Here is a 12559-nt window from a genome sequence, read left to right as displayed (position 1 = left end):
TTATGATAAAATAAAAAAAGGGGGAGAGTATATGAAGAAAATTAGTCAGCATATATATGTAAGAACACTAACAGAAAGTGATGCAGAAGCTCTATTAACACTTGAACGAGAAAACCGCACTTATTTTCAGCAATTTACACCTTTGGTTCAGGATGATTTTTTTACTGTACCTCGTCAAAAGGAACGGATTAACCGTAGTATGCAAAGGCGTGCAAAAGATGAAGCCTATATGCACGGTATTTTCTTAAATGAAACAGATGCATTAATTGGAACGATTTCACTCCATTCTGTTGAAAGAGGACCGATTCAAGGGGCTTTGCTTGGATATGTGCTTGATGAAAGGCAAGGCGGGAAGGGGTATATGACAGAGGCGATTCGTTTGATTATTGATTATGCCTTTTATGAACTGTACCTTCACCGTATTGAAGCTGGCGTAAAACCATCTAACATTGGTTCCATTCGTGTGCTTGAGAAGACAGGGTTTGAAAATGAGGGACTTCATCGTAAAAAAGTAAAGATCAATGATAAGTGGGAGGATCACTATATGTTTGCGATCATCCATCCAGATGAGTCATAGGGTCAAGACAAATAAAAAAAGCTCCCTAAAATGAGGGAACTTACAGCGTGTAGGCAAACCATCGCATTCTTTGTCAGTCCTACGCGCTGGTACTCACGAATGACAAATTCGCTCCGTCAAAGTAGCTGTCCTTCCTAGAATGCAAAGGTTTTCTATCACGCTGAAAAGAAGACAAAGGGCTAAAATCAACAACATTTTAGCCCTTTGTCAACAATCTGAAAGCTCCTTAAAATGAGGGAGCTTATTTTTTTGCAGGTATTTCTTTAACGACAAGATATAAGAAAATAAAGTTAATCACCCAATTTAATAAAAATGAGTTCGCAACCGGCGTGTTTAATGCACTCATGATGGCGAAAAAGACGGTTGTTAATGTGAGTGAATAGGCAGAGAGCTTCCAAAGCATTTGAAAGGACAGCTCTTTTTGCTGCATTCGTTTAATAAATGTGCCAAGCATGGCTAGGAATGTTGCGCTGATGAACATGAGAGCAGCAGTAGATAGGTACAGCAGGACACAAATGACAGGGATAATGATCGCTTGATTCTGGTTTGTGACGCTGGCAAGTTCATCTTTTGTGAGTGTTCCGCCAAGCAGCTGGTATGGAATATCTGTCATTTGTCCGTCAATGGCAATCACTGCTTTTTCTTTCAATAACGCAATGGCTGTTTGTTTTGATTCAAGCTCACTTGATTTTATTTTTTCAGCGGGATCAAAGATAATCGTGATGCCGTTTTCTTCTTTTTCGATCGGCGTGCTTTGATCCGCTTGAAGCGTTCCTTTTTCAATGGAAAAGTCGGGTAAATCTTTTTTAATCACATGCTGAAATCCTGACATCGCATTTGAAATCTCTTGGCTCATATGATAGCCCTGGGGGACAGCTGCGATGATCGAAAGGATAAAGATGAATAAAATGGCCTTTCCAATCCCAGTAAAACGTGCTCTGGCAATATCTTTTGGTGAATAAATTCCTTTTAACAATAAACTAAATACGTTCAACCGATTCACTTCCTACATTCTTTTCTATTTCTCACATTGTATCAATGTCTATCCATCCAGTACAAGTACGGCCTTCATTGCTGGTTAAGATAGAAGGAATGAGGCATAATGTATACAGCATATAAAAAGGAGGCGGCTGCGGATTGGACGTGCTATATTGGGTTTTGATCGGCTGTGCATTTATCATTGCGTTTGTGGGACTTGTCTATCCAATCATTCCTAGTGTGGTTTTCATGGTTCTTGGGTTTATTTTATATGGGCTCTTTTTTAGCTTTGAGAAATTGACGCTCACCTTTTGGCTCATTCAAGCCATGTTTACAGCTGTGTTATTTGCCGCGGATTATGTCTCCAATCTGATTGGGGTGAAACGCTTTGGCGGCAGCCGGGCGGCCATTTGGGGAAGTACCATTGGGCTTTTAGCCGGTCCTTTTGTGATTCCGATTGCTGGAATTATCATTGGTCCATTTATCGGCAGTGTCATCGCAGAGCTGCTCGTTCATCAAAAAGATCTGAAGACAAGTGTGAAAGTGGGGCTTGGCTCATTAATTGGTTTTGTGTCAGGCGTATTTGTAAAAGGGTTGATTCAAGCACTGATGCTGGGAATCTTTTTGTTTTATGTGCTTCGCTAAATGGAAAATCGGTGTTTAACACTCTTTCTGAAGGGTTAAATACAAAATAAACACTGAAATGTTTCAGATCATGAGCAATAACGTTGAAACAAGCCGTTTCTTTTGATACTCTTTGATTAGGGTGAATTGCTTGCTTACTAAGGAAGCATTTCAGTACATACATTTCTAAGGAGGAATTTAACCATGGCTTTTAAACTTCCAGAATTACCATATGCTTACGATGCATTAGAACCACATATCGACAAGGAAACAATGACGATTCACCACACAAAACACCACAACACTTATGTAACAAACTTAAACAAAGCAATCGAAGGTGTATCAGCTCTTGAAGATCAATCAATTGAAGAGCTAGTGGCTAACTTGAACTCTGTGCCTGAAAACATTCGTACAGCTGTACGTAACAATGGCGGAGGACATGCGAACCACTCATTATTCTGGACGCTTCTTTCACCAAACGGTGGCGGCGCACCAACTGGTGAACTTGCAGATGCGATCGAAAAAGAATTAGGCGGATTTGAAAAATTCAAATCTGATTTCGCTGCAGCAGCTGCAGGACGCTTTGGTTCTGGTTGGGCATGGCTTGTTGTGAACAATGGCAAACTTGAAATTACAAGCACACCAAACCAAGATTCTCCTTTAACTGAAGGAAAAACACCAATTCTAGGACTAGACGTTTGGGAGCATGCTTACTACCTAAACTACCAAAACCGTCGTCCTGATTACATTTCAGCATTCTGGAATGTTGTGAACTGGGATGAAGTGGCTCGCCTTTACAGCGAAGCTAAATAAATGATTTGATTTGAAAAGACCTGCTTCTCTCTGAGAGCGGGTCTTTTTATATTTTCCCTCCTTTTTTTACATATCTGCCTTTTGATGAGACAGACTATTGTGTAGAAAAGGAGAATGAATGATATGAGCAGATTAAAAAAAATGTTCGGGGACATGGATGTCACAAGAGATTTATTGCTCCTCCTCACGATTGGCGGATTATACGCACTTGCGATTGCGCTTTCGAATACGTTTGTGAACGTGTATTTATGGAAACAGTCTGGGCGATTTACAGACCTTGCGATTTATAACTTGGCAATTGTTGTCCTTCAGCCCATTACCTTTTTATTTGCTGGACGGCTCGCTAAAAAAATAGATCGTGCATTTGTCCTTCGTTTCGGTGTCATCTTCTTAGCCGCTTTTTACTTAATTGTTCTCATGGCAGGAGAGCAAGCGGCAGCTCGGCTCGTGTTATTAGGCAGTGTGCTTGGAATCGGCTATGGTTTTTACTGGCTTGCCTTTAACGTGCTCACTTTTGAGATCACTGAACCTGAAACAAGGGATTTCTTTAATGGATTTTTAGGAGTGCTTACCTCTACAGCTGGTATGATCGGGCCGCTCATTGCAGGAATTGTGATTTCTCAATTAACGGATGATACAGGCTATACAGTGATTTTCACTTTATCGCTTTTTTTGTTTTCACTAGCGGTTGTGATGAGTTTTTTCCTCAAGAGGAGACAATCAAAAGGAAAATTTATCATTAAGCAAATTTGGAAAGAGCGCCATGCGGACGAGAATTGGCGTAAGATCACAACTGCTCACTTTTTTCAGGGGCTCCGTGAAGGCGTGTTTGTCTTTTTAATCAGTGTCTTTGTGTTTATTGCAACAAACAGTGAGCTTGCTTTAGGCACATTTGGTCTAGTCAATTCAGGTGTTGCCTTTTTTGCCTATTTTTTTGCTACTCGTTTGATTAAGAAAAAATGGCGCAAAAAAGCGATTATGTTTGGCGGGCTTATTTTATACGGCGCTTTATTTTTAATCGTCTTTCACTTGTCCTATGTATCACTGCTTATGTACGCTGTAGCCATTGCGATCGGCTACCCGCTTCTGCTAGTTCCGTATGTCTCTTTAACTTACGATGTCATCGGTCATGCCAGATATGCAAGAAAAGCCCGAATTGAATATATTGTCGTCAGAGAACTATTTTTAAATGCCGGGCGTATTTGTTCGATTGTCTTTTTTCTTTTATCTGTCACCTTACTGGGCGATCGGCTTGGGATTCCTGCTTCACTAGTCGTACTCGGAGCGGGGCACACCCTTATTTATTATTTTGTAAAGGACATTCATTTAAAAGAGAAAACAGCTGATATAGAAGAGGCTGACGGTCAAAAGCCTGTTTCTCAAACGAACCTTATGAAGGGAGAAAGGTAAAATTTCTTACCAATGGAACATCAAATTTCTAGATAAATGATAGAAAAACCGCTAAAATGATGATGGCACCTTTTATACACAAAAAGGGGTGCCATTTCTTTCTTGATAGAAAAGGTGATGTGATGAGAAACAAGAAAAACAAAAAAGACGCGAAGGAAGGGCGCAAAACACTTCCGATCCGGCTGAATTTATTATTTTTAGCTGCGTTCATTATTTTTACCGGTGTTGTGGTCAGACTCGGTTTTGTGCAGATTGTGAATGGAGAAGATTATAAAAAGCAGGCAGAAAAACAAGAAGACGTGAATGTCAGCTCATCTGCTCCGCGCGGAAAAATTTATGATCGAAACTATAACACGATTGTCAGCAATAAAGCGCTAAATGCCATTACATATACGAGAACCTCGACGACTTCACAAGAAGAGCGGCTCAAAGTGGCAACAAAATTAGCGGATATGATTCACGTAAGTACGAAGAAAATCACAGATCGTGATAAAAAAGATTTCTGGATCTTAACCCATCCGAATGAAGCGAAAAAGCTTGTTCAAAAGGAATCCGATTTAAAGGGTGACGATAAGGTCTCTGATGATAAACTATACGAGCTCCAGCTGAAACGCATCACAGACAAGGAATTAAATCAACTGACGAAAAAAGATTTGCAAGTGCTTGCGATTAAAAGACAAATGGATGCAGGCTATGCACTTACGCCTCAATTCATAAAAAATGAAGACGTTAAACCAAGTGAAATTGCTTACGTCTCTGAGCATTTGGACGAGTTGCCAGGTGTAGATGTCACAACAGACTGGTCACGCAGCTATCCTTATAAAGGACTGCTCCGCAGTATGCTCGGCAGTGTGTCTTCAAGTGATGAAGGTCTTCCGTCGTCACTGCTTGAACATTATCTATCACTCGGCTACAGCCGAAATGATCGTGTAGGAAAAAGTTATCTTGAATATCAATATGAAGATGTCCTGCAAGGTCAAAAAGAAAAAGAACAAAGTACAACGGATAAAGAAGGCAATGTCACAAGCTCTAAAGTGTTAACAGAAGGAAAGAGCGGGAAAGACCTTGTGCTGACGATTGATATTCAGCTGCAAAAAGCGGTGGAAAAAATTATCGAAAAGAACTTGAAAAGTGCGAAACAAAGAGGCGGCACAGAACTTCTTGATCGTGCGTTTGTTGTCATGATGGACCCGAGAAATGGGGAAGTGCTCTCGATTGCGGGTAAACAGATTTCCAATAAGAATGGGACATACAAATTTGATGACTATGCACTAGGAACGATGACATCATCATATGCGATGGGATCAGCAGTAAAAGGGGCAACTGTGCTGACAGGTTATAAAACAGGCGTCCTTCATATTGGAAGCACCCAATACGATGAACCGCTCTATATCGCTCAGTCACCGCCGAAAAAATCCTATCAAAATATGGGACTCATTAATGATTTAACCGCACTAGAACGTTCATCAAACGTGTATATGTTTAAAACAGCGATTGCAATTGGGAAAGGGGAATATCGTAAGAATCAGCCGCTCCCAATTGATACAAAGGCGTTTGATACGTTCCGTTACAATTTTAGTAAATTTGGTCTTGGAGTGGAGACAGGTATTGACCTGCCAAACGAAGCAACTGGCTATCGTGGAACGTCTACACAATCCGGTCTTTTACTTGACTATGCGATTGGACAATATGACACGTTTACACCGCTACAAATGGCGCAATACGTCTCAACGATTGCCAATGGCGGCTATCGTTTACGTCCTCAGCTCGTAAAAGAAGTGAGAGAGCCAGATCCGCAAAGAGGCATTGGGGCTGTAACGGAGTCCGTCAAGCCGGATGTACTGAATAAGCTCGATATGACAAGTGATGAGATCAAACGCGTACAGCAAGGATTCAAGCTTGTGATGCAGAACCCAAGAGGGACAGCATATTCGAACTTTGGCAACAAAAAATACAATCCAGCTGGCAAAACAGGGACCGCTCAATCATTCTATGACGGCCCGATTAAAAGCAAACGCGGCACACCGACGTATAACACAACACTTGTTGCGTATGCGCCTGCTGATAATCCAGAAGTAGCGATTTCAGTTGTCGTGCCTTGGGTGTATCAAGATTACAACCAGCGCTATCCGATTACAAATGATATTGGTGAACAAGTATTAGACAAGTACTTTGAACTGAAATCGAAACAGGAAAGCAATGATACACAAGCGAAGAACAAAAACAAAATTGAAAATGAAGCAGAAACAAATAACTAGACCTATTCTAGGTAAAAACGCTCACTTTTTGTGGGCGTTTTTTTATATTTTCTTCAAACTTTTCGATATAAATTGACAAAAATCATAAAAAACCCCGCAATTTCTCTACAAATCTTCGACATTTACAAAACCTTAACATTCCATTTAAACGAAATTAATAAAGAACCTTTAATGTATTACTCGTAGGACAAATTATTCAGGGGGTATTCTTGAAATGAAAAAGAACAAATTATGGCTGCTTACTTTCCTTACTATCGCATTGTTAGCATTCGTCACAGCATGCGGAAACAGCAGCTCAAGCGGAGATTCAAAAGACAGTAAAGGAAATGCTTCAAACAAAGATGAGGCATCAGGTTCCATTACCATCTCAGGATCATCTGCGATGCAGCCTTTAGTTCTTGCGGCAGCAGAAAAATTCATGGATAAACATCCAAAAGCCGATATTCAAGTACAAGCCGGCGGTTCAGGAACAGGACTTTCTCAAGTATCAGAAGGATCTGTACAAATTGGGAACTCAGATGTATTCGCAGAAGAGAAAGACGGAATCGACGCAAAAGCTTTAAAAGACCACAAAGTAGCAGTTGTTGGAATGGCGGCAGCTGTTAACCCTGAAGTTGGTGTCAAAGACATCACAAAGGACGAATTGAAAAAAATCTTCACTGGTAAAATCAAAAACTGGAAAGAGCTTGGCGGGAAAGACCAAAAAATCACACTTGTGAACAGACCTGACTCATCAGGAACTCGTGCAACATTTGTGAAATATGCACTTGACGGCGCGACTCCTGCAGAAGGAATCACAGAGGATTCTTCAAACACAGTGAAAAAGTTGATTGCAGAAACACCAGGTGCGATTGGGTACCTAGCATTCTCTTATTTAACAGATGACAAAATTACACCGCTTAGCATTGATGGTGTGAAACCAGAAGAAAGCAATGTAGAAAGCGGTAAATATACAATTTGGGCATATGAGCACTCTTATACAAAAGGTGAGCCAGACGGTTTAGCAAAACAATTTTTAGATTACTTGATGAGTGACGAAGTACAAAAAGAAATCGTTAAAGACCAAGGCTACATCTCAGTCTCTAATATGAAAGTAGAAAGAGACGCAACAGGCAAACAAACAGATAAGTAAAAGGTCTTGAATTGATGATGAAGGAAAAGTGGAGCTTTTCACTTTTCCTTTTATGACATTCATAGGAGTGTAGAAAAAGATGAAACAGATAGAACATACAGAAGCGAGCGATCGACTGATCAGCTCGAAAAAAAATAGGCAAATGGATGAAGTAAGAGGAAGTATTTTGGTGAAATTTTGCGCATTCTTAATGATTGCTGTATCAATTGCCATCACAATCTTCCTTGGTATTAAGGGTTTACAATCTTTCATCGTAAATGGTGTAAGCCCAATTGAGTTCTTAACCAGTATCAATTGGAACCCTACAGCAGAAAATCCGCAATACGGCGCATTTCCGTTTATCTTTGGTTCAATCGCTGTCACGCTTCTATCAGCACTCATAGCAGCACCGCTAGGCATCGCAGGAGCGATCTTTATGACAGAAATTGCACCTGCATGGGGACGGAAAATTCTCCAGCCAGTGATTGAACTGCTTGTAGGGATTCCATCCGTTGTTTACGGATTCATAGGTCTTACAGTATTGGTGCCGTTTATTGGACACTTCAAGTCAAGCGGTTCAGGGCACAGTGTTTTAGCAGGAACGATTGTCCTGTCTATTATGATTTTGCCGACTGTTACATCCATTGCAACTGACGCAATGGCTTCACTTCCAAAAAGTTTACGTGAGGGATCGTATGCACTAGGCGCAACAAGATGGCAAACGATCAGACGTGTTCTTGTACCGGCAGCGCTGCCGACATTAATGACAGCGGTCGTGCTTGGAATGGCAAGAGCATTTGGAGAAGCCCTTGCCGTTCAGATGGTCATTGGAAACACGCGTAATCTACCAGAAAGTATTATGGACACAGCTGGTACATTAACAACCATTATTACGTTAAACATGGGACATACAACGTATGGAAGTGTTGAAAACAATACACTTTGGTCAATGGGACTTGTCCTTCTAGTTGTATCATTTATGTTCATACTCATTATCAGATACTTGTCATCTAGGAGGAAGATTTAATGAATAGCAAAATGACCGATCGTTTTGCCACAATCGTTTTTGGATTATGTGCCGCCATTATTACGGCGATACTTGTTGGCTTGTTTTCTTATATCATCTTCAACGGTGCCAAAGAATTAAATTTTGACTTTTTGACTACACGCTCAAGTGCGATTGGTTCTGGCGGCGGTATTAGGGATCAGCTGTTTAACTCGTTTTACATTCTATTTATTACGATGCTGTTTACCGTGCCTCTTGGCGTGGGCGGTGGGGTGTACATGGCAGAATATGCACCTCAAAACAAAGTGACTGATTTTATTCGTACATGTATTGAAGTGTTATCGTCTCTGCCATCGATCGTCATCGGTATGTTTGGTTTGCTGATGTTTGTTAATTTAACAGGATGGGGCTATACGATCATCGGAGGAGCCCTTGCGCTGACTGTCTTTAATCTGCCAGTGATGGTCAGGGTGACAGAAGATGCACTTCGATCTGTACCGAAGGATCAAAAGGAAGCATCGCTTGCGCTCGGTGTGACAAAGTGGCATACAGTGAAGACGGTTCTGATCCCAGGTGCGATTCCATCCATTATTACAGGAGCGATTTTAGCATCGGGAAGAGTTTTCGGTGAGGCGGCTGCTCTTCTTTTCACAGCAGGTCTTTCAACACCGCGTCTTGATTTTACAAACTGGAGTCCTTTCTCCGATACGTCACCACTGAATATTTTTAGACCGGCAGAAACATTAGCCGTTCATATATGGAACGTCAATACACAGGGGATTATTCCAGATGCAGAGGCCATTGCAAATGGTGCATCAGCCGTACTTGTGCTCTCTGTATTAGTATTCAACTTAGCAGCTAGATGGCTTGGTTCATTTATTCATAAGAAGCTTACGTCAAAATAAATAGTGAGAGGTGTGAAGGGGATATGGTTCAAATGCTAGCAGAAAAAAAAGAGATTGCAGCAAAAAAGGCTCCACTTCAAGCGGAACAGATTCTACAGGTGCAGGATTTAAGTATTTATTATGGTGAAAAAAGAGCGGTCAATCAAATTTCATTTGAAATTGAAAAAAATGCAATCACTGCATTAATCGGCCCATCAGGGTGCGGAAAATCGACTTTTTTACGCAGCATTAACCGCATGAACGACCTAATTCCAGGTGCACGAAGTGAAGGGGCGATCATGTACGAAGGGTTAAATATTTTGGATGACCGTATTAATGTGGTGAATTTAAGAAGAGAAATCGGGATGGTCTTCCAAAAGCCAAATCCATTTCCTAAATCTATCTACAACAACATTACGCATGCGCTAAAATATGCGGGTGAAAAAAGAAAATCAGTGCTTGATGATGCGGTAGAAGAAAGCTTAACAAAGGCAGCGCTATGGGATGAGGTCAAAGATCGTTTGCACCGCTCTGCCTTATCATTATCAGGTGGCCAGCAGCAGCGTCTCTGTATTGCACGTACCCTTGCGATGAAACCTAGCGTGCTTTTATTAGATGAACCGGCTTCTGCCTTAGACCCGATCTCAAATGCAAAAATTGAAGAGCTATTATCGGAATTGAAACATGATTATTCGATTGTCATTGTCACACACAATATGCAACAAGCGTTACGTGTATCTGATCATACAGCCTTTTTCCTGAACGGTGATCTAGTGGAATACGATGCGACTGAACGTATCTTTACACGTCCTGCGCAGCAAAAAACAGAAGACTATATTAATGGTCGATTCGGATAAGGCGGGTGGATTTTGATGAATGCAGTAGCAACTAAAACAGCCAAAAAAGAAGTGTTTCGTGTGAATGATATGAACCTTTGGTACGGACAGCATCACGCACTGAAGCATATTGATTTAGACATTAAAGAGCATGAGGTCACAGCGATTATCGGCCCGTCCGGCTGCGGAAAGTCAACATTTATAAAGACCTTAAATCTCATGGTCAAAACAGTGCCAGGTGTTAAAATCACCGGGGATATGATGTATAACGGTGACAATATTTTAAAAGGCCGTGTCGATCTAGTGGAACTGCGTAAAAACGTCGGGATGGTCTTTCAAAAAGGAAACCCATTCCCTCAATCTATTTTTGATAATGTCGTCTATGGACCAAGAATTCACGGAGTGAAGAGCAAGCAGCAATTGAAAGAAATCGCTGAAAAAGCGCTTCGTGATGTTGCCCTTTGGGATGAAGTGAAAGATCGATTAAGTGCGCCTGCATTAGGTCTTTCCGGCGGTCAGCAGCAGCGTCTTTGTATCGCAAGAGCCATTGCCACAAGCCCAGATATTCTATTAATGGATGAACCAACATCTGCGCTTGATCCCGTTTCAACATTAAAGATTGAAGAATTAATCATGAAACTGAAAGAAAAATATACGATTGCCATTGTGACGCATAATATGCAGCAAGCGGCAAGGGTATCCGACCGAACAGCGTTCTTCTTGATGGGCGAGCTTGTTGAGGTCAATGATACGAATGTGATGTTTTCAGAGCCAAATGATCAAAGAACAAATGATTATATATCAGGACGATTTGGATAATCAAAAACCCCCTGGAGGTCAATGCCGCCAGGGGGTTTTTGATGTTATTTTGTTAAGGCTTTGACAATTTGTTTGAATGTCATACCTGTTTTTAAATTGAATTTGCCGGCACGAATTTCTTTATGGTAGCCTGCGTCTATCACGTAATCATTAAAATCTTTAGACGAGTTGATGATTCCGTCCTTTTCAAGCATGTCTGAAACATCACTTGTGCTCATACCGTTTTTAATCACGAATTTAACCGTTTTGCCTTTTGGCTTGTCCGTTGTTTGTTTATCGTTCTGAGAATCGCCGTCTTCACTTGCTTTCAGCGCTTTTTCTTTATAATCAAGAAGTTGTTGATATGTTTCACGGCTGACGGAGACTTCTTTTTTAGAGTCTAAGTAATTTTTCACGTCAGTGTCTGTCACTTTCGCTGCGAGGGTTTCTTTTGTTGTAGAATCAGCTGCCGCTTCATCTTTTCCAGTAAGGAAAAAGACGATCGCCAGAACACCAGTTGCAAGAATCATACCTGCTGCAAACGTTTGGATGCTTTTTTTCGTCATACAAGCACCCTCTCGTTGTCTTTAATGATCATGTTCACATCTTCTACAGATACATGCTCAGCGCGCGCAATGGCCTCAGGAGACATGCCATTTTGGTGCTTTGAAATGATTTGTCTTGCAATAGATGGATCAATTTCTGAATGCTTGCGGACAACGATGTTTGTTTCAAGCAATTCTTCTTCAAGAACCTTCATTTTCTTTTTCAGTTTATAGATTTCTTGCATTGCAGATAGTTGAAGTGTTTCAAGTTCCTGTTCGACTTCTTTAATCGGCTCTCTTTGAAAATATGAGAATGCGATCAGTACAATACTGACAACAAGCAATCCGATAATTGCAATTTCCATGTTTCATCACCTTTTATTCATATTTTAATGCTGAAAGCCAAAAAAGGCTCTCATGATTGTTTCAGACAGTTTTCGACCCTTCTTTTTTATACCATAAAAAAGCTAGTTTCAAAAGGAATTGCTGAAAAAATCACCTTTTTTTCATCATTTTTCTTTTTATAGGGAAACCAAGTATGAAAACCTTGCCCGCTGTTAAAATAAAAGAAGACGGATCAGATGAAAAAAAGCTGTGGAACAAAGAAGGGGTTCTCATGTATACAGTACGACAAAGAACGTGTTTTTATAGGGGAGAAGGCGATTTTTCATCACATGACCAGACAATATGGATCAGGATGCGGGTGGAATGCATTGAAA

General features: G+C 40.8%; 13 protein-coding genes. 10 read left to right on the top strand and 3 right to left on the bottom strand.

Features of this window, described 5'->3' with window-relative positions:
• Positions 1–31: 31 nt before the first annotated feature.
• Positions 32–577 carry a GNAT family protein gene (locus NST15_RS11575; protein WP_007501267.1) on the top strand — a complete coding sequence of 182 codons (546 nt, stop codon included), beginning with the start codon at positions 32–34 and terminating at the stop codon, positions 575–577.
• Positions 578–818: 241 nt separating this feature from the next.
• Here the strand turns inward: NST15_RS11575 and NST15_RS11570 are convergent, their stop codons facing one another.
• Entirely contained in the window at positions 819–1571 is a 753-nt protein-coding gene (locus NST15_RS11570; protein WP_007501266.1) for a DUF1189 domain-containing protein, read from the bottom strand.
• 143 nt (positions 1572–1714) lie between these two features.
• Here NST15_RS11570 and NST15_RS11565 point away from each other — a divergent pair, with 143 nt between their 5' ends.
• From NST15_RS11565 to pstB (NST15_RS11525), 9 genes are all read left to right on the top strand, one after another.
• Positions 1715–2200 (top strand): DUF456 domain-containing protein, encoded by a 486-nt coding sequence (locus NST15_RS11565; RefSeq protein WP_048001748.1) that lies wholly within the window; start codon positions 1715–1717, stop codon positions 2198–2200.
• Between the two features lie 183 nt (positions 2201–2383).
• The gene (sodA, locus tag NST15_RS11560) at positions 2384–2992 is read left to right on the top strand and encodes a superoxide dismutase SodA (protein WP_007501264.1); all 609 of its coding nucleotides are present in this window, start codon (positions 2384–2386) and stop codon (positions 2990–2992) included.
• A 123-nt stretch (positions 2993–3115) separates the two neighbouring features.
• Complete coding sequence (locus NST15_RS11555) at positions 3116–4402, top strand: MFS transporter (RefSeq protein ID WP_008342348.1); 1287 nt, start codon at positions 3116–3118, stop codon at positions 4400–4402.
• 122 nt (positions 4403–4524) lie between these two features.
• Positions 4525–6660, top strand: coding sequence for a penicillin-binding protein 2 (locus NST15_RS11550; RefSeq protein ID WP_129548381.1), 2136 nt, complete (start codon positions 4525–4527; stop codon positions 6658–6660).
• Positions 6661–6874: 214 nt separating this feature from the next.
• Entirely contained in the window at positions 6875–7792 is a 918-nt protein-coding gene (locus tag NST15_RS11545) for a phosphate ABC transporter substrate-binding protein (protein ID WP_007501261.1), read from the top strand.
• A 79-nt stretch (positions 7793–7871) separates the two neighbouring features.
• Positions 7872–8798 carry a phosphate ABC transporter permease subunit PstC gene (gene pstC / locus NST15_RS11540; protein ID WP_017357999.1) on the top strand — a complete coding sequence of 309 codons (927 nt, stop codon included), beginning with the start codon at positions 7872–7874 and terminating at the stop codon, positions 8796–8798.
• Positions 8798–9682: a phosphate ABC transporter permease PstA gene (gene pstA / locus NST15_RS11535; RefSeq protein ID WP_007501259.1), complete on the top strand. Its 885-nt coding sequence runs from the start codon at positions 8798–8800 to the stop codon at positions 9680–9682. The genes pstC and pstA overlap by 1 nt, the downstream gene beginning before the upstream one ends.
• Before the next feature lie 32 nt (positions 9683–9714).
• A complete protein-coding gene (gene pstB, locus NST15_RS11530; protein ID WP_008342339.1) occupies positions 9715–10518 on the top strand; it encodes a phosphate ABC transporter ATP-binding protein PstB in 804 nt (267 codons plus the stop codon).
• A 15-nt stretch (positions 10519–10533) separates the two neighbouring features.
• Positions 10534–11316 (top strand): phosphate ABC transporter ATP-binding protein PstB, encoded by a 783-nt coding sequence (gene pstB / locus NST15_RS11525; protein ID WP_025207631.1) that lies wholly within the window; start codon positions 10534–10536, stop codon positions 11314–11316.
• Between the two features lie 44 nt (positions 11317–11360).
• Here the strand turns inward: pstB (NST15_RS11525) and NST15_RS11520 are convergent, their stop codons facing one another.
• A complete protein-coding gene (locus tag NST15_RS11520) occupies positions 11361–11861 on the bottom strand; it encodes an endolytic transglycosylase MltG (RefSeq protein WP_007501254.1) in 501 nt (166 codons plus the stop codon).
• Entirely contained in the window at positions 11858–12205 is a 348-nt protein-coding gene (locus NST15_RS11515) for a hypothetical protein (RefSeq protein WP_003217285.1), read from the bottom strand. The genes NST15_RS11520 and NST15_RS11515 overlap by 4 nt, the downstream gene beginning before the upstream one ends.
• Positions 12206–12559: the final 354 nt, after the last annotated feature.

Origin of the sequence: Bacillus sp. FSL R5-0820 (assembly GCF_038593385.1) — a bacterium.
Classification (GTDB): domain Bacteria; phylum Bacillota; class Bacilli; order Bacillales; family Bacillaceae; genus Bacillus; species Bacillus altitudinis.
This window is presented reverse-complemented; position numbering and strand designations above follow the sequence as displayed.